The organism is Polaromonas sp. JS666 (assembly GCF_000013865.1).
Classification (GTDB): domain Bacteria; phylum Pseudomonadota; class Gammaproteobacteria; order Burkholderiales; family Burkholderiaceae_C; genus Polaromonas.
Genome location: NC_007948.1, coordinates 1,468,341 through 1,485,118, shown reverse-complemented (window position 1 = coordinate 1,485,118; position 16,778 = coordinate 1,468,341). Strand labels below are relative to the sequence as shown.

Annotated in this window: 16 protein-coding genes; 7 read left to right on the top strand and 9 right to left on the bottom strand. The window is 64.5% G+C overall.

Annotated elements, in window-relative coordinates:
- Positions 1–12: 12 nt before the first annotated feature.
- On the bottom strand, positions 13–441 hold the full coding sequence (locus tag BPRO_RS07150) for a hypothetical protein (RefSeq protein WP_198140992.1): 429 nt from the start codon (positions 439–441) through the stop codon (positions 13–15).
- Between the two features lie 35 nt (positions 442–476).
- On the opposite strand from BPRO_RS07150, the gene BPRO_RS30075 reads away from it, so the two are divergent.
- Complete coding sequence (locus BPRO_RS30075; RefSeq protein WP_198140991.1) at positions 477–1,016, top strand: hypothetical protein; 540 nt, start codon at positions 477–479, stop codon at positions 1,014–1,016.
- Positions 1,009–1,347, top strand: a complete 339-nt coding sequence (locus BPRO_RS30070; protein ID WP_041388504.1) for a hypothetical protein — start codon at positions 1,009–1,011, stop codon at positions 1,345–1,347. The genes BPRO_RS30075 and BPRO_RS30070 overlap by 8 nt, the downstream gene beginning before the upstream one ends.
- A 174-nt stretch (positions 1,348–1,521) precedes the next feature.
- Here the strand turns inward: BPRO_RS30070 and BPRO_RS07135 are convergent, their stop codons facing one another.
- The 6 genes from BPRO_RS07135 to xdhC form a co-directional block, all read right to left on the bottom strand.
- Positions 1,522–2,838 (bottom strand): glycerate kinase type-2 family protein, encoded by a 1,317-nt coding sequence (locus BPRO_RS07135; protein WP_011482382.1) that lies wholly within the window; start codon positions 2,836–2,838, stop codon positions 1,522–1,524.
- 200 nt (positions 2,839–3,038) lie between these two features.
- Positions 3,039–4,010 carry a tripartite tricarboxylate transporter substrate binding protein gene (locus BPRO_RS07130; protein WP_011482381.1) on the bottom strand — a complete coding sequence of 324 codons (972 nt, stop codon included), beginning with the start codon at positions 4,008–4,010 and terminating at the stop codon, positions 3,039–3,041.
- Between the two features lie 79 nt (positions 4,011–4,089).
- Positions 4,090–5,178, bottom strand: a complete 1,089-nt coding sequence (locus BPRO_RS07125; RefSeq protein ID WP_011482380.1) for a tartrate dehydrogenase — start codon at positions 5,176–5,178, stop codon at positions 4,090–4,092.
- 238 nt (positions 5,179–5,416) lie between these two features.
- A complete protein-coding gene (locus BPRO_RS07120; RefSeq protein ID WP_011482379.1) occupies positions 5,417–6,559 on the bottom strand; it encodes an ABC transporter substrate-binding protein in 1,143 nt (380 codons plus the stop codon).
- 239 nt (positions 6,560–6,798) lie between these two features.
- On the bottom strand, positions 6,799–8,016 hold the full coding sequence (locus tag BPRO_RS07115; RefSeq protein ID WP_011482378.1) for a urate hydroxylase PuuD: 1,218 nt from the start codon (positions 8,014–8,016) through the stop codon (positions 6,799–6,801).
- Positions 8,017–8,335: 319 nt separating this feature from the next.
- The gene (gene xdhC, locus BPRO_RS07110) at positions 8,336–9,205 is read right to left on the bottom strand and encodes a xanthine dehydrogenase accessory protein XdhC (protein WP_011482377.1); all 870 of its coding nucleotides are present in this window, start codon (positions 9,203–9,205) and stop codon (positions 8,336–8,338) included.
- 239 nt (positions 9,206–9,444) lie between these two features.
- Between xdhC and BPRO_RS07105 the strand changes: the two genes are divergently transcribed.
- Positions 9,445–9,972: a hypothetical protein gene (locus BPRO_RS07105; RefSeq protein ID WP_011482376.1), complete on the top strand. Its 528-nt coding sequence runs from the start codon at positions 9,445–9,447 to the stop codon at positions 9,970–9,972.
- A gap of 303 nt (positions 9,973–10,275) precedes the next feature.
- Here BPRO_RS07105 and BPRO_RS07100 read toward each other — a convergent pair whose 3' ends face one another.
- Together BPRO_RS07100 and uraH are read right to left on the bottom strand one after the other, a co-directional pair.
- Positions 10,276–11,280 (bottom strand): tripartite tricarboxylate transporter substrate binding protein, encoded by a 1,005-nt coding sequence (locus BPRO_RS07100; protein WP_011482375.1) that lies wholly within the window; start codon positions 11,278–11,280, stop codon positions 10,276–10,278.
- 90 nt (positions 11,281–11,370) lie between these two features.
- Entirely contained in the window at positions 11,371–11,724 is a 354-nt protein-coding gene (uraH, locus tag BPRO_RS07095; RefSeq protein WP_011482374.1) for a hydroxyisourate hydrolase, read from the bottom strand.
- A 91-nt stretch (positions 11,725–11,815) separates the two neighbouring features.
- On the opposite strand from uraH, the gene BPRO_RS07090 reads away from it, so the two are divergent.
- The 4 genes from BPRO_RS07090 to BPRO_RS07075 are packed head-to-tail and all read left to right on the top strand — an operon-like array spanning position 11,816 to position 16,474.
- On the top strand, positions 11,816–12,481 hold the full coding sequence (locus BPRO_RS07090; RefSeq protein ID WP_011482373.1) for a GntR family transcriptional regulator: 666 nt from the start codon (positions 11,816–11,818) through the stop codon (positions 12,479–12,481).
- The gene (gene puuE, locus BPRO_RS07085; RefSeq protein WP_011482372.1) at positions 12,478–13,416 is read left to right on the top strand and encodes an allantoinase PuuE; all 939 of its coding nucleotides are present in this window, start codon (positions 12,478–12,480) and stop codon (positions 13,414–13,416) included. The genes BPRO_RS07090 and puuE overlap by 4 nt, the downstream gene beginning before the upstream one ends.
- Before the next feature lie 14 nt (positions 13,417–13,430).
- On the top strand, positions 13,431–15,206 hold the full coding sequence (gene uraD / locus BPRO_RS07080) for a 2-oxo-4-hydroxy-4-carboxy-5-ureidoimidazoline decarboxylase (RefSeq protein ID WP_011482371.1): 1,776 nt from the start codon (positions 13,431–13,433) through the stop codon (positions 15,204–15,206).
- On the top strand, positions 15,203–16,474 hold the full coding sequence (locus BPRO_RS07075; protein WP_011482370.1) for a M20 family metallopeptidase: 1,272 nt from the start codon (positions 15,203–15,205) through the stop codon (positions 16,472–16,474). Before uraD ends, BPRO_RS07075 begins: the two co-directional genes overlap by 4 nt.
- The last annotated feature ends 304 nt before the right edge of the window (positions 16,475–16,778 follow it).

Below are 16,778 nucleotides of genomic sequence, written 5' to 3'. Positions count from 1 at the left end.
GCAACTTATTTCTTAGATGGCGCGGTTCAGGTCCACGTCCAGGCCTGCCCGCTTCATCTCGCGCGCCAGCAGCAGCCGCCACAAGCCCGCCTCATCGACCGTGATACGTGTTGCGCCCTTCAAGGCGTCCGGCAATGCCTCCTGGTCGGACAGCAGGCAGACGATGCGACTGCGGCCGAGTACGGCAAGCATGAATCCGATGGCCAGCATGGCTGCCGGTGCCTCGGGCTCTTCCCCCGGCAGGAGCAGCAGGAACGCCACATTGCGCAAAGCATCAAGTTGATCGACAGAGACGGTGTCGAGTACCGCCGCCTCCAGCCCCAGCTGCTCCATGAACTCGCACGCCTGGCCCGCAGCGTCGCCGCCCCAGCCAAGGACGGCCACGCGTGTGCCGGGAACGGCTTGCTGGGCTGTGATGGATGAGGGATCGGCCTTGGACATGGGCATCATGGTAACAGGGGGAACTGAAGGCGTCGGTGCCGGGGCCGGCGTCGGTGCCGGGGCCGGCGGCGGTGCCGGTGCCGGCGCTGGCGCTGGTGCTGGCGCTGGTGCCGGTGCCGGTGCCGGTGCTGGCGCTGGTGCTGGTGCTGGTGCTGGTGCTGGCGCTGGTGCTGGTGCTGGTGCTGGCGCTGGCGCTGGTGCTGGTGCTGGTGCCGGTGCTGGCGCTGGTGCCGGTGCCGGTGCTGGCGCTGGTGCTGGTGCCGGTGCTGGTGCCGGTGCTGGTGCTGGTGCTGGTGCTGGTGCTGGTGCTGGTGCTGGTGCTGGTGCTGGTGCTGGTGCTGGTGCTGGTGCTGGCGCTGGTGCTGGCGCTGGCGCTGGTGCTGGTGCTGGTGCTGGTGCTGGTGCTGGTGCTGGTGCTGGTGCTGGCGCTGCTGCCGGTGCCGGCGCTGGCGGCGGCTTCACCTCAGCAGCCGGGGCAGCCTTCGGCGCGGCAGCGGCGCGGCCCTCCAGGCGGTCCGTCAACAGCTTCTTGGTCGCATTCAGGTTGGCGATGGCCCGATCGACCCCATGCTTGACTCTTTGCTTGCGCTCGTCGACCGTGTAGCGGTCACCAAAAGTCGTATCCAGCAGGAAGTCCTGCGTCGCCACGGCATATTGCCTGTACTCAGGCGTGCCCATGCCGAGGCTGTCGGCGAGGATGGCGTTGACTTTCTTTTGCAAGGCATCCATGGTCGAGTCCCATCCATTCTTCGCGACCGAGACATCGAAAGTCCGCAGCGCCTTGACCTGCCGGTTGACCTTGTCGATCGCGCTCGCGATCGAAGCCTTATCGTGGGCGCCAGCCGGTGGCGATGTGTTTTTACCGTTGGACATGCAGACTCCTTATGCAACCAGCCTGAACTTTAACGCGTCCATGACGCAGACTTTATGGCCCCCGAGGGGGCTGAGTGCCGCGGCTCCAAGCCTGCCTGCGCAGGCTTGGACGGCACGAAGAGCCACTGCGTCTCGCAGTAGCGCGGCCTGCAAGGCTCGCCGCTTTGAGGCGGCTCGGCACCGGCCAGGAAGCCCCGCTGCACGGGGCTACAGCACCAGGATCGCCCGGAAATCATTGACATTGGTGTTCGTCGGCCCCGTGATGACCAGATCCCCCAGAGGCTCAAAGTAGCCATAAGCATCGTTGCGGTCCAGGTAGCGGTTCAGCTTCATGCCCTTGGCCAGCGCCCGTTCCAGCGTGTCGGGGGCGACGAACGCGCCCGCGTTGTCTTCCACACCGTCAATGCCATCGGTGTCTGCGGCCAGCGCGTAGACGCCCGCCTGCCCCTGCAGCCCCAGCGCCAGCCCCATGCAGAATTCGCCGGCCCGCCCGCCCCTGCCTTTGGGGGTGCCATCGGGCTGCTTTTTGATGGTGACCGTGGTTTCGCCACCGCTCAGAATCACGCAAGGTTTCTGGAAAGGCTGGCCCTTGAGCGCCACCGCGCGGGCCAGTGCCGCATGCACCTTGCCGACTTCGCGCGACTCGCCTTCCATCTCATCGCTGAGGATGTAGGCCGTCAGCCCCGCATCCCTGGCAACGGCGGCGGCGGCTTCGAGGCTTTGCTGCGGTGTGGCAATCATGTGGACCTCATGGCCGTTGAAGGCCGCATCGCCGGGCTTGGGCGTTTCGAGCGCGCCCTGCTCCAGCAGGCTCATGAGCCCGCCCGGGATCGCGATGCCGTAGCGCGCGAGGATGGCCACAGCCTCGGCGCAGGTGCTGGCATCGGGCACGGTCGGGCCGCTGGCAATGATGGAGGGGTCATCGCCGGGCACGTCGCTGATGGTGAGCGTGATCACGCGCGCCGGCGCACAGGCCGCGGCCAGCCGCCCGCCCTTGATGCGCGACAGGTGCTTGCGCACGCAATTCATCTCGCCAATGTTGGCGCCGCTGTTCAGCAGGTCCTTGTTGATGCGCTGCTTGTCTTCCAGCGTGAGGCCCTCGGCGGGCAATGTCAGGAGAGACGAGCCGCCACCGGAAATCAGGCACAGCACCAGGTCGTCGGCAGTCAGGCCCTGCGTCATGGCGAGGATGCGCTGCGCAGCCGCCAGGCCCGCCGCATCCGGCACCGGGTGCGCCGCCTCGACCAGTTCTATGCGTTGCTTCAAACCCGCAGGCCGCGGTGGAATATGGTGATAGCGCGTGACCACCAGCCCCTCCAGCGGCGCGTCAGCGGGCCAGAGGGCCTCGACCGCCTGCACCATGGAACCCCCGGCCTTGCCGGCACCCAGGACGATGGTTCGGCCCTTGGGTGGTTTGGGTAAATACGCCGCCGTGTTGTGCAAAGGCAGCGCGCGTTGCACTGCCGCGTGGTAGAGATGCTCCAGAAACTGGCGCGGCTGGGAGGCGGGGTTGGGTGCGGTCATTCGGATGTCTCTTGCGGGTTATTGGAAGGCAGTTTATGGAACAGCGCTGCTTCTGGCACTGCCCGCTGTCCCGCCCAGACCGTCATTGTGCCGCCGTAACTCGCCTGTAACACCCCGCCACGGTTAAAAGTGAATTACCCCGCGCCGAGCCATCCCTCCAGAAAAATCGCCCACCGAGGGGCCGATGCCAGCAGCCCAGCCTACTTCTTGCCCAGACCCAGCCGCTGCGCGCCGTCGGTGTACAGCCGCACCTTGTCTTTCATGAAAGCGTCCATCTGATCGGCGCCGACATTGACCAGCTCGAACCCGCTCCTGGCCGCAAGCTCCTTCATTTCAGGGTCGTTGTTCATGGCGGCCCAGAGGTCCGAGAGGCGCTTGCGTGCTTCGGGCGGGGTGGATTTGGGCACACCAATGCCGCGGTAGGCGCCGTCGACCCAGTCCACACCGAGCTCCTTGAAGGTGGGCACCTCGGGCATCAGCGGGTGGCGTTTTTCCATGGCCACGGCGAGCGGCCGCAGGCGGGTCTTGTTGCTGATGGCAAACGGCGTGTAGGTCATGGCACCGTCGATCTGGGAACCGATCACCGCCGTGGCCATGTCGCCCGTGCCTTTGTAGGGGATGTAGTTGGTCTTGACGCCGAAAGCCGCATTCAGTCGCTCGTGCGCCGCGTGGTTGGCCGAGTTCAGGCCCGAGCCGCCCAGGCTGAGCTGGCCGGGCTTGGCCTTGGCCGCACTGAGGAAATCGGCAAAAGTCTTGATCGGGCTGGACTCGGGCACCACGAGGATGTCGGGCGTGTAGTGGAACCAGAACACCGGCGTGATGTCCTGCGTCTTGTACTGCACCTGTCCCTCCAGCGGCTGGAACACGATATGCGGCAGGTTGATGCCGACCACGTTCAGCCCGTCACCCGGCAACTGGTTCATCTGGCCCCACATCAGCCCGCCGCCCGCGCCGGCCTTGTACTGGATGATGGTGTCGATCGCGGGGCATTTTTTCTTCAGCACAACCTGTTGATGCCGCGCCGACAGGTCGGACTCGCCGCCAGGCGGAAAGGCCTGCCAGTACAGCACATTCTTGTCGAGGCAACCGGGCCCCGCGGTCGCCGGAGCGCCTTGCGCCAGGGCCAGCGGGGCCAGCAAGGCCAGGCCGATTGCACTTAAAAGCTGTTTCATGGTTTGTCTCCTGTTGATTGTTGCCATCTCGTCATCCATCAGGCCAGTCAGGCCCTTACCGTCTGGTCTGTCAGGCCTGTCACGCCGCCTGGCGCACCGGGGCCGCGGCAAAAAGCGCGCAGACGGCTTCGGTGACCTGTGCCATCGTGGCCTTGCCGCCCAGGTCGCCGGTATGCAGCGCCGGGTCGGCGGTGATGGCCTCCACGGCATCCATCAACACCCTGGCGGCCTCAGGCTCACCGAGGTGTTCAAGCATCATCACGCAGGACCAGAAGGTGCCGACCGGGTTGGCCAGGCCCTTGCCCATGATGTCGAAGGCCGAGCCATGGATGGGCTCGAACATCGACGGATAGCGGCGTTCGGGGTCAATGTTGCCGGTGGGCGCAATGCCCAGGCTGCCGGCCAGCGCGGCGGCCAGGTCGCTCAGGATGTCGGCGTGCAGGTTGGTTGCCACAATGGTGTCGAGCGAGGCCGGGCGGTTGATCATGCGCGCCGTCGAGGCATCCACCAGTTCCTTGTCCCATTTGACGTCCGGGAACTCTTTGGAGATCTGCAGGGCGATCTCGTCCCACATCACCATGGCGTGGCGCTGGGCATTGGACTTGGTGATCACGGTCAGCAGCTTGCGGGGGCGTAATTGCGCCAGCTTGAAGGCAAAACGCATGATGCGCTCCACACCGGCACGGGTCATCATCGAGACATCAGTGGCCACCTCGATCGGATGGCCCTGGTGGGCGCGGCCACCGACGCCCGAATACTCGCCCTCGGAGTTTTCGCGCACGATGACCCAGTTCAGGTCTTCAGGCTTGCAGCGCTTCAGGGGGCCGTCGATGCCGGGCAGGATGCGCGTGGGGCGCACGTTGGCGTACTGGTCAAAGCCCTGGCAGATCTTCAGGCGCAGGCCCCACAGCGTGATGTGGTCCGGGATGTGCGGGTCGCCGGCGGAGCCGAACAGGATTGCGTCCTTGTCGCGCAGCGCATCCAGGCCGTCCTCCGGCATCATCACGCCGTGCTGGCGGAAATAGTCGCCGCCCCAGTCAAACGAGGTGAACTCGAATTTGAATTTGTTCTGCGTGGCGGCCAGTGCTTCGAGCACGGTCTGGCCGGCCGGTACCACTTCCTTGCCGATGCCGTCACCGGGGATGCACGCGATCTTGTACGTTTTCATGAAATGTCCTGGGCTGTTGGGAGTTGTCCTGCCGACAACTTTAACGATTGCCCATCGCATGTAAAACATTTCAGGTTATCTCATTATTTCCTTCAAGTTAACAATCATTGAGTTCCGTTTTGGCGACCTCAGGCGGGGGTTCCCCTGGTCAACGCCGCCATCAGCGGGCGGCGGGTCTCCACGAAAAACAGCCCGGCACGCAGCGACAGACCGCGCTGAGGCGGTCATGCCGGCCAGATCACTGCCGGATACGTCCGGCCTCGGTGACGATGGTCAGCTCCACAAACCGCGAGCCGGAACGCACGCCGGGCTTGAAGCCGACCTTGTAGCCGCCCAGGTCGAAGTTGTCCAGACCGTCGAGCGCTTTGACCAACCCGTCGCGGGAGACACGGGCCCCCATGCGCCGCACGGCCTCCACAATCACCGTGCCGGCAATGTAGCCCTCCATCATGGCGTAGCTCACCGGTACTTCCAGGTCAGGGGTGCCGCCCGCCAGGTCGATGAACTCCTTGTTCAACCGGCCTGAAATCTTGTAGGGGTTGGGCGTGACCTGGGTGATGGCCAGCCCCTTGAGCTGGGCCTCGCCCAGACGCTTGGAGATCTGCTCTATGTCTGCGCCGGAGTGGGCAAACAGGCGCGCCGTGCCGCCACCTCCCTGGTATTTTTCAATAAAGGCGGCCGCCGCGGAGCCGCTGGCGACGATGATGATCGCCTGCGGCGCCGCGGCAATGAAGGTGTCAAGCACCGCATTCGGGACCTTGGCCGTGCCGGCCGCGTAAGCGCCCCTGGCCGTGATGTGGGCGCCCTTGCTCTTCATCACCTCGTCGGTCGCGGCCATCAACGAGGCGGCGCCGGGGCCATCCTGGTAAAAGAGGCCAATGCGGGTGATACCGACCGTGACCAGATGTTCGGTGATCTTGTTGATCTCATCGCGCAGATTCGCACGGACGCTATAAAGCAGGGGCGCCTCGGCCCTGATCTCGTTCACGCGGTAGCCCACCAGCGGGATATTTTCCTTTTCGAGCAGGCCGGAGCTGACCAGTTCGCCAATCACATGGTCGCCGAAATAACCGGCCAGTACGAGTGGACGGTTCTCTCCGAGCAACTGCCGGGTGGCGGCCATGTTTTCAGCGGGGCTGCCCGAATCGTTCTTGCGGACCAGGCTGAAGGTGTGGCCATTCACGCCGCCCGCCTTGTTGGCCTTGTTCAGGGCCAGCTGGATGCCGGTTGAATAGGCACGGGCCTGCGTGCCCTCGAGACCGGACAAGGGGGCCACCTGCCCGACAACGATCTGGACGGCATGGGCTGCCAGCGGCGCGGCCAGGGCACCGGCAACAGCCAGGCTACGAAGGCTATGAATCAGGAACTGCAAACGCATCATGGATTTCTCCTCCTCATGGGGGCGTGGCCAGCCGGGCGGACTGAACAGGCCGCAGTGACCACCGGTTTTTTTTGCTTTGGGATATAGGGAACGGTCGCTGCCGGCTACAACCGTCGGGCCGTAGCCGTGGGGCTGCAACCGCCACGAATTGAAGCACGGGATCCGGCGATGCCGGTACGTGAAATTACGCAGATGCGCCGCGCCTTGCTGCGCGACAGTTGTGGTGGCCGATCAGCGGATCAGGGCGTCCGGGCACCCGCCTCAAACCACCGCCGGAGCAGCTCGCGCTCCGCGTCGGTCATGCCAGTGGCATTGTTCATGGGCATGGCCTTGCTCACCACGACCTGCTGGTACACGGCTTGCGCATGCCGGCTGAGCTGCTCCGGCGAGTCCAGCCGCACGTTTTTCATCTGCACCTGCTCGCCATGGCACTGGTAGCAGCGCTGGGCCAGCACCTTCTGCACCGCTGCATAACTGCCGGCGCCGTCAGCCCCCGCACCACTTTGGCCAGTCGCCATCGATCCAGTGGCAACCGGATTCATCCAGACGATCGCGCCGATGATTACCGCCACCCCGGTCAGCGCATAAGGCAGCGGGTGGCGGTTGCGGCCCAGCTTGTAGCCATGGCGCAGCACAAAGAACTGGCGGATGGCGGCGCCGGCCAGCATCATCAGGATGAGCACCAGCCAGTTCTGCGGATGACTCCAGGTAAAACTGTAGTGGTTGCTCAGCATGGCAAACAGCACCGGCAGCGTGAAGTAGGTGTTGTGCACGCTGCGCTGCTTGCCGCGCAGGCCGTGCACCGGGTCCACCGGCTCACCGGCCTTGATGCTTGCAATCACCTTGCGCTGGCCCGGGATGATCCAGAAAAAGACATTGGCGCTCATGGCCGTGGCCACCATGGCGCCCACCAGCAGGAAAGCCGCGCGCCCGGCAAACCAGTGGCAGGCGAGCCAGGACGCGATGACCACCAGCAGCGCAACCAGCGCCCCCACCACGGCATCGCCATTTTTGCGCTGGCCCCACAGCTGGCAGATGCCGTCATACAGCATCCAGAACACCACCAGGAAAGACAGCGCCACACCGACAGCCGCACCCGTCGACCAGTTCATCAGGGACTTGTCGATCAGGTAGGTGCCGGCGTTCCAGAGGTAGGAGATGGTGAAGAGCGCAAAACCCGACAACCAGGTGCTGTAGCTTTCCCAGTAAAACCAGTGCAGGTGCGCCGGCAACTGCGGCGGTTTGACCGCGAACTTGACCGGGTGATAAAACCCGCCGCCGTGCACCGCCCAGAGCTCGCCGCTGACACCCTGTCGCTTCAGGTCTTCGTCTTCCGGCGGCGTCAGGCTGGAATCGAGAAAGACAAAATAAAACGAGGAACCGACCCAGGCGATGGCGGTGATGACATGGACCCAGCGCAGCAGCAGGTTGGCCCAGTCGAGAAGGTAGTTTTCCATATCTCTCAACCTATGCAAACCTGCTCACCACTGCGGGCGCTGTAAGCAGAAATTAGGCCGCGAACAAAAGAAACAGTCGTTTCCCGGCTCCGCTGCGGCCTGATAGCGCTAGTTTATCGGGTTTGCCGGCCGTCGCAAAGTTCGAGCGGCACCGGCTCAGAGGCTGAGAGTTATTCGAAGCGACGGCATTTCCTCCCTCGCCCCTTTGGGGAGAGGGTTGGGGTGAGGGGCTGTGCTCCAGTGTTGTGGCCACTCGCCGGCCCTCACCCCCGCCCTCTCCCAGAGGGAGAGGGAGTGAAATCGAAAAACTCTCACTCTCTCAGGCCGCGTTGACGGTTTGCAACAGCTGGGCCGCCACGGCGACCGCGATCACTTCCGGCTCCTTGCCGCTGATACCGGGCACGCCGATCGGGCAGGTCACCTGTGCCAGCTCGGCCGGCGTGAAGCCCCGCGCCTCCAGTCGATGTTGAAACACCGCCCACTTGGTTTTGCTGCCGATCAGGCCGATGAAAGGCAAGTCAGCCTTCTCGCGCTGGCGCTTCAGGCAGGCCGCCACCACATCCAGGTCCTCCGCGTGGCTGAAACTCATGATGAGCACGCGCGACTGCGGCGCCAGTCCGGGAACGGCCGCCTGCACCGGCCCGGAATACTCGCACACGACGCGTTCCGGTACCTCGTCGGGGAAGACCTCGTCGCGGCTGTCGATCCAGGTGAGCCGAAATGGCAGCGGCGCCAGCACTCGCACCAGCGCATGGCCCACATGGCCGCCGCCAAACAGCGCCACCGGCACCAGCCGGCCGGCCAGTTCATCGGCCAGGCCTCGCGCCAGCGCGGGCACATCATGCGCGCCGACCCTCTCGAAACGAAGATGCACCACGCCGCCGCAGCACTGGCCCAGCGCCGGCCCCAGCGCAAAGCGCACCGGGGGTTCCGGGCTGGCGGCCTCTTTCGCCGATTTCCCTTGCACGCCCTCGCCCCGCAATTGCGCACGCGCCTTGGCGATGGCTTCGTACTCCAGGTGACCGCCGCCTATCGTGCCCACCAGGGTATCGGCAAACACGGCCATCCAGGTGCCGGCCTCGCGCGGAACGGAGCCCTGGGTCGAGGCCACCCGCACCAGCACCGCCGGCTCATGGGCCAGCCGGGCCAGGAAGATGTCGATGAGTGGGCTTGTGTTGCTGGAAACCATTGGTGACGAGTTGGCCAGGTCAGTTGATCAAATAGTGGGCAAAATAGTCAGCGAAACAGCAACTGCATGAACTCAAGGAACCATCCGGCACACCGCACCCAGCCACAGGCTGAACCCCTACCTTAGCACCACCTGGCACGACCGGGTACTGCGGTAATAGCCAAAGACGCCGCCCGCTCCCAGGACCTGTCCGGACAAGAGCCCTGAAAATAACGATAGCAATAGCTGACCTGCACATCATGAGACACGACACGCCCGACCCCACACTGCGCCGCCACTGGCTGCTGGCACTCCTCGCCGCTTCAGTGGCTGCGCTGCTCAATGCCTGCAAAACCGCCCCTGAAGTGACTCCTCCTCCCGCTCCACCGAAGGAGCCCGACACGCCGGTGACCGGTCCTGTTGCCGCCCGGAAAGGCTCGGCCCGAAGCTCTTCGGCAAGCTCGCCGCGCGCCTACCGGGAAGACGGCGCCACGCATATCTACGGCCTCAATGCCGACCGTATTTACAAGGGCAGAATGCCGCCGCTGCTCTACGCCATCGGTGTGCTGAACGTGGAGATAGACCGCGCCGGCCGCGTGACCCGCCTGGACTGGATGCGTGCGCCGCGCCATGCGCCGGAGGTGGTCGCGGAAATCGAGCGCACCATCAAGGAGGCCTCACCCTTCCCCGCGCCCACCCGGCTGGGCAAGGTGGTTTATACCGACACCTGGCTGTGGCATAAAAGCGGCAAGTTTCAGCTGGATACGCTGACCGAAGGGCAGAACTAGAGCCCCCACGCTAGAGCCCCCACGGTCGCTCACTGCGTGTAGCTCCCTGCCCCCCGAGGGGGCCGCTGCGCCTGCGGTCTGGCAAAGCCAGTCCCGCGGCCCCTGCTGGTATTGGACGGCTCGCTGCGCATCGCGCTTGGAGCGCCCTGGGGCCATCCTTCGACAAGCCAGGAGGACCGGATATGAAAGAGCGACAAAGAGGGATCTTCAACCTAGCCTGAGCCGCGGAACCGGCTTTGCCGGGCCGCAGGCGGGCGGCCCCCTCAGGGGGCAGCGGCTACACGAAGTGAGCAAGCGTGGGGGTCACTCTATTTTGAGGTTTTGCGTCTTCACGACGTTGCGCCAGGCGCGGTAGTCGGCTTCGATGAAGTGGCCCAGCAGCGCGGGCGAGCCGGGTGCGGGCTCCACGGCGTCGGCCTTGAAGCGGGCGAGCACGTCGGGCAGCGCCACCACCTTGTTGATGGCGGCGTTCAGGGCATTGACGATGGGCACGGGCGTGCCCATGGGCGCCATCAACGCGAAATAGTTCACCACATCGATACCGGGCATGCCGGCCTCGGTCATGCTGGGCACATCGGGCAACGCACTGGAACGCTTGGCGCTCGTGACGGCCAGGGGCTTGATGCTGCCATTCCTGATGAAAGGCAACAGGGCGGGAATGGTGCCGGTGACAAGCTGGATTTGCCCACCAATCATGTCCATGGTGGCGGGTGCCACGCCGCGGTAAGGAATATGCGTGATGAAGGTGCCGGTGCGCGCCTTCAGCAGTTCCAGCACCAGGTGGTTGACGCCCCCCGCGCCGGCCGAGCCGTAGTTGAGGGCACCCGGCCGCTGCCGGGCCAGTTTGACCAGCTCTTTCATGTTGCTGACCGGCAACTGGGCGTTGGCCGCCCAGACCAGCGGGCCGCTGGCGATCATGCCGACCGGCGTGAATTGGCGCAGCGGGTCGTAGTTGGCGCTGGGCAGCGATGCCGCCACCGTGGTGAACGGCGAGGCCACCAGCAGCAGGGTGTAGCCATCGGCCGGAGCCTGGGCCACATACTGCGTGCCAATCGCGCCGGACGCGCCGGCCTTGTTGTCCACCACAAAGGTGGCGTTCATGACTTCGCCAAGCTTTTGTGCGACCAGGCGCGCCATGGCGTCGGTACCGGCGCCCGGTGCAAAAGGCACCACGATCTTGACGGCGCGGTCGGGATAGGCGGAAGGGCCTTGCGCCCGCGCTGCGGGAAGCACCAGACTGGCGGCAGTACCTGCAGATAACAGCAGGGCTTGGCGGCGGCTCAGGGCGCCCGTGGACGTGTCATTCATGTAGAACCCAAAAAAGTGGCAACCGGCGGATTGTCGTCGCCGCCCATGACGGCAGCATGACAGCGGCGTGACAGCCGCCGTGCGCCTCGCTCAGCTCCCGCGGTAGGTCGAGTAGCTCCAGGGGCTGACCAGCAGGGGCACGTGGTAGTGCTGGCTGGGATCGGCCACGCCGAAATCCAGTGTGACCTGATCCAGAAAGGGCGGCTCGGGCAGCACCGCCCCCTTTGCCCTGAAATACGCCGCCACATCAAACACCAGCCGGTAGGTGCCGGCTTGCAGCGTGGTGCTGTCGTACAGCAGACCGCCCGGATAGCGGCCGTCATCATCAAGGTCGAAGCTTTTCACCAGCGTGGCCTGACCGCTGCGTGTGGTGAACAGTGCCACCCGCATGCCGCCCGCCGGCGTGCCGTGCATGGTGTCCAGTACATGTGTGCTCAGGCCCATGGCATTCCTTCAGGGTTGGGTTGTGAAAGGCTGAGAAAAATGGTTTACCAAAATTGTATACAGTTTTTGGATTTGGGGCTATGATGTCCGCATGGAATCATCCACCACCCATGCCATCGTCGAAGCCCTGACCAAGGCCATTGTGGAGCACCGGCTGCACCCGGGCACCAAGCTGGCCGAACAAAAACTGGCCGATCATTTCGGCGTGTCGCGCACGCTGGTGCGGCAGGCACTGTTCCAGCTGTCCCAAAACCGCCTGATCCGCCTGGAGCCCGCCCGCGGCGCATTCGTGGCCGCACCCTCGGTGCCCGAAGCCCGGCAGGTATTTGCGGTGCGGCGCATGCTGGAGGCTGAAATGACGCGAGCCTTTGTTCGCGATGTCACGCCCGCCAAGATCAAGGCGCTCAAGGACCATGTCAACCAGGAAAAATCGGCCGTTGAGCGCAATGATGTGCCCGGCCGCACCGAACTGCTGGGTGACTTCCATGTGCGCATGGCCGAACTCATGGGCAACGAGGTTCTGGCTCAAATACTCGGCGAGCTGATTTCGCGCTGCGCGCTCATTACCCTGATGTACCAGACGGCCAGCGCCGCCGAACACTCCAACGACGAACACGCCGAAATCGTCAAGGCCCTGGCGGCTAAAGACGAAGCGCTTGCCGTGCGCCTGATGACCGAGCATTTGCTGCACGTCGAGCAAAACCTGGCCTTTGACCGCAAGGTACCCACCAACGATATTTCGATGGCACTGTCATGAACACCTACGATTCCACTGCACCCTATCCCCGTGATTTGGTCGGTTACGGCCGCAACCCGCCGCATGCCCGGTGGCCAGGCCAGGCGCGCATTGCCGTGCAGTTTGTCCTGAACTACGAGGAAGGCGGCGAAAACGCCGTGCTGCATGGCGATCCAGGCTCCGAGCAGTTCCTCTCCGAAATGTTCAACCCGGCCAGCTTTGCCGACCGCCACCTGAGCATGGAAGGTATTTACGAATATGGCTCGCGTGTGGGCGTGTGGCGCATCCTGCGCGAATTTGAAAAGCGCAAGCTGCCGCTGACCGTGTTTGGCGTCGGCATGGCGCTGCAGCGCCACCCTGAACTGACCGCGGCCTTCGTTGAGCTGGGCCATGAAATCGCCTGCCACGGCTGGCGCTGGATCAGCTACCAGAATGTGGACGAAGCCACCGAGCGCGAGCACATGCGCCTGGGGCTGGAGGCCATCGAACAACTCACCGGCACCCGCCCTTTGGGCTGGTACACCGGCCGCGACAGCCCGCGCACGCGCCGCCTGGTCGCCGATGACGGCCAGCTGGCCTACGACAGCGACTACTACGGCGACGACCTGCCCTTCTGGATGAAGGTAGCGCGCACCGACGGCACGGTAGTGCCACGCCTGGTGGTGCCCTACACGCTGGACACTAACGACATGCGATTTTCCCTGCCCCAGGGGTTTTCGCAGGGCAACGATTTCTTCACCTACCTGAAGGACAGCTTTGACGCGCTCTACGCCGAAGGCGACGAGGCACCGAAGATGCTCAGCATCGGCATGCATTGCCGGCTGCTTGGGCGCCCCGGGCGCATCGTTGCGCTGCAGCGCTTTCTGGACCATGTGCAGCAGCACGACCGCGTCTGGGTATGCCGCCGCATTGATATTGCCCGGCACTGGCAGCAGACCCATCCGTATCCAGCATGAAAGGGAACCCAGCCATGGCCATCACCCTGGAACAAGTCAATCGCGCCTCCCGCGCCGAAGCGATGGTGCTGCTGGACGGCCTGTACGAACACTCGCCGTGGGTCGCCGAAAAAGCACTGGACGCGCGCCCTTTCCACTCGCTGGCACACCTGAAACACGCGATGACCCGCGTGCTGCACGACGCCGACAAGGACGCGCAGATCCGCCTCATCCAGGCTCACCCTGAACTGGCCGGCAAGGCCATGGTCAGCCAGAGCCTCACGGCCGAATCAGCCCACGAACAGGGCAAGGCAGGCCTCACGCACTGCACGCAGCAGGAGTTTGAAACCCTGCAGCAGCTCAACACGGACTACAACGCCAAATTCGGCTTTCCCTTCATCCTCGCGGTGCGCGGCCCGCGCGGCAACGGGCTGAACAGGCAGCAGATCATCGAGACCTTTGCCAGGCGCCTGCAAAACCACCCCGACTTCGAATTACAGGAATGCCTGCGCAATATCCACCGCGTGGTCGAACTCCGGCTCAATGACAAGTTCGCGGCAGAGCCAGCGCTGGGCAACGACGTCTGGGACTGGCATGAGCAACTGGCCCAATACAGCGACCCGGGCTACGCCGAAAAAGGCCAGCTGACGGTGACCTACCTCACCGACGCACACCGCGCCTGCGCACAGTTCATCAGCAAGACCATGCGGGACTGCGGCTTTGACGAGGTGGGCATCGATGCCGTGGGCAATGTGGTGGGCGTTTACAAGGCCGCCACCCCCGACGCGAAAACCCTGCTGACGGGCAGCCATTACGACACGGTACGCAACGGCGGCAAGTACGACGGCCGGCTCGGCATTTTTGTGCCCATGGCCTGCGTGCGCGAACTGCACCGCCAGGGCAAGCGACTTCCCTTCAACCTGGAAGTGATCGGCTTTGCAGAAGAGGAAGGCCAGCGTTACAAGGCCACCTTCCTGGGGTCGGGCGCGCTGATCGGCGACTTCAAGCCCGAGTGGCTGGACCAGAAGGACGCTGACGGCATCACCATGCGCGAAGCCATGCACAACGCCGGACTACAACCCGCGGACATCGTGAAGATCAAGCGGCAGGCAGGCAACTACCTCGGCTTTGTCGAAGTCCACATTGAGCAGGGGCCGGTGCTCAATGAGCTGGACCTTCCGCTGGGCATCGTCACCTCGATCAACGGCAGTGTGCGTTACCTGGGCGAAATTATCGGAATGGCCAGCCACGCCGGCACCACACCGATGAACCGCCGCCGCGACGCAGCCACCGCCGTGGCCGAGCTCGCGCTCCATGTAGAAAATCGGGCCGCCGAGGACGGCGATTCGGTCGGCACCGTCGGCATGCTGCAGGTGCCGAACGGCTCCATCAATGTGGTGCCGGGCCGGTGCCTGTTTTCGCTCGACATGCGCGCACCCGTGGATGCGCAGCGCGATGCATTGGTCGCCGATGTGCTGGCGCAGCTCAAAACCATTTGCGAGCGCCGCGGCGTGCACTACACGCTGGAGCTGACCGAGCGCGCGGCCGCCGCGCCCAGCGCACCCGAATGGCAGCGACGCTGGGAAGCTGCCGTGGATCCCATGGGCGTTCCGCTTTACCGCATGCCCAGCGGCGCCGGCCACGACGCCATGAAACTGCACAAGGTGATGCCGCAGGCGATGCTGTTTGTGCGCGGCGAGAATTCCGGCATCAGCCACAACCCGCTGGAGAGCACCACCAGCGACGACATTCAGCTCGCCGCGGACGCCTTCCAGCGCCTGCTGGCCAACCTGGCTTTGGAAACCCCATGACCACCAACACCAACACCGATACCAACACGAACTCCGACACCGCCTACAAGCAGCTTGACCGCTGGATCGACGACCACTTCGACGAGGAAGTGCGATTCCTTCAGGAACTCATACGCGTACCCACCGACACGCCGCCGGGCAACAACGCGCCACACGCCGAGCGCACCGCCGAGCTGCTCCAGGCCTTTGGCTTTGAGGCTGAAAAGCACCCCGTGCCCGAGGCCGATGTCCGGGCCTATGGACTTGAGTCCATCACCAACCTGATCGTGCGCCGCCGGTATTCGAAACCCGGCGAAGGACGGACGATTGCACTCAATGCCCACGGCGATGTGGTGCCGCCCGGCGAGGGCTGGACCAAAGACCCGTATGGCGGCGAGATCGAAGACGGCAGGATTTACGGGCGCGCCGCGGCCGTCAGCAAATGCGATTTCGCCAGCTTCACCTTTGCCGTGCGGGCACTTGAGGCACTGGGCGCGCCACTGAAAGGCGGTGTCGAGCTGCACTTCACCTATGACGAAGAGTTTGGCGGCGAAATGGGGCCGGGCTGGCTGCTGCGCCAGGGCCTGACCCACCCCGACCTGATGATCGCGGCGGGCTTTTCGTATGAAGTCGTGACCGCCCACAATGGCTGCCTGCAGATGGAAGTCACCGTGCACGGCAAGATGGCCCACGCAGCCATTCCCGACACCGGCGTTGACGCGCTGCAGGGCGCGGTGCATATCCTCAATGCCCTGTATGCGCAAAACGCGCTATACCGCAAGGTCACCTCCGGGGTCGCGGGCATCAGCCATCCCTACCTGAACGTCGGCCGCATCGAGGGCGGGACCAACACCAACGTCGTGCCCGGCAAGGTGACCTTCAAGCTGGACCGCCGCATGATCCCGGAAGAAAACCCGGTCGAAGTCGAAGCCACCATCCGCCAGGTGATTGCCGACGCCGCTGCCGGCTGTGCGGGCATCACCGTGAACATCAAGCGGCTGCTGCTGGCCAACTCGATGAAGCCGCTGGCGGGCAACATGCCTCTGGTGGACGCGATCCAGAAGCATGGCGAGGCGCTGTTCGGCCAGAAGATCCCGGCCATGGGCACGCCGCTGTATACCGATGTGCGCCTGTACGCCGAGGCCGGCGTGCCGGGTGTGATCTACGGCGCCGGGCCGCGCACCGTGCTCGAATCGCACGCCAAGCGCGCCGACGAGCGGCTGGAGCTGGAAGACCTGCGCCGTGCCACCAAGGTGATAGCCCGCACGCTGGTGGATTTGCTGGCCTGACCTGGCTGGCAAAACCCCCGAAAGGCCGGGACAGCCGGGGACGGTGAGTTGCCCGGCGCCCGCAGAATCGTCATGGTGCGCGCAAACTGCGGGCAGCCGACCGACTGCTTCCGGTGCCGTGTCACCTTGCCAAAGACTGGCGCGCACGCCATTCACCGACACCTGCGCACCTGGTCATGCGCGGGCCGCTCTGTGATCCCGGTGCCGTGCCGGGCGATTTTCCAGGCATTTCGCCGACCCTGCGAATCCGTGCGGTGCGAGGGTCACTTACTCGTCACTTACTCCTGAAAGAGAGCCGTCACGG

Excerpts from the sequence above, each read along its gene's own strand:
- BPRO_RS07150 (WP_198140992.1), bottom strand. The coding sequence starts at position 441 with ATGTCCAAGGCCGATCCCTCATCCATCACAGCCCAGCAAGCCGTTCCC.
- BPRO_RS30070 (WP_041388504.1), top strand. The coding sequence starts at position 1,009 with ATGCTTGACTCTTTGCTTGCGCTCGTCGACCGTGTAGCGGTCACCAAA.
- BPRO_RS07135 (WP_011482382.1), bottom strand. The coding sequence starts at position 2,838 with ATGACCGCACCCAACCCCGCCTCCCAGCCGCGCCAGTTTCTGGAGCAT.
- BPRO_RS07130 (WP_011482381.1), bottom strand. The coding sequence starts at position 4,010 with ATGAAACAGCTTTTAAGTGCAATCGGCCTGGCCTTGCTGGCCCCGCTG.
- BPRO_RS07125 (WP_011482380.1), bottom strand. The coding sequence starts at position 5,178 with ATGAAAACGTACAAGATCGCGTGCATCCCCGGTGACGGCATCGGCAAG.
- BPRO_RS07120 (WP_011482379.1), bottom strand. The coding sequence starts at position 6,559 with ATGATGCGTTTGCAGTTCCTGATTCATAGCCTTCGTAGCCTGGCTGTT.
- BPRO_RS07115 (WP_011482378.1), bottom strand. The coding sequence starts at position 8,016 with ATGGAAAACTACCTTCTCGACTGGGCCAACCTGCTGCTGCGCTGGGTC.
- xdhC (WP_011482377.1), bottom strand. The coding sequence starts at position 9,205 with ATGGTTTCCAGCAACACAAGCCCACTCATCGACATCTTCCTGGCCCGG.
- BPRO_RS07105 (WP_011482376.1), top strand. The coding sequence starts at position 9,445 with ATGAGACACGACACGCCCGACCCCACACTGCGCCGCCACTGGCTGCTG.
- BPRO_RS07100 (WP_011482375.1), bottom strand. The coding sequence starts at position 11,280 with ATGAATGACACGTCCACGGGCGCCCTGAGCCGCCGCCAAGCCCTGCTG.
- uraH (WP_011482374.1), bottom strand. The coding sequence starts at position 11,724 with ATGGGCCTGAGCACACATGTACTGGACACCATGCACGGCACGCCGGCG.
- BPRO_RS07090 (WP_011482373.1), top strand. The coding sequence starts at position 11,816 with ATGGAATCATCCACCACCCATGCCATCGTCGAAGCCCTGACCAAGGCC.
- puuE (WP_011482372.1), top strand. The coding sequence starts at position 12,478 with ATGAACACCTACGATTCCACTGCACCCTATCCCCGTGATTTGGTCGGT.
- uraD (WP_011482371.1), top strand. The coding sequence starts at position 13,431 with ATGGCCATCACCCTGGAACAAGTCAATCGCGCCTCCCGCGCCGAAGCG.
- BPRO_RS07075 (WP_011482370.1), top strand. The coding sequence starts at position 15,203 with ATGACCACCAACACCAACACCGATACCAACACGAACTCCGACACCGCC.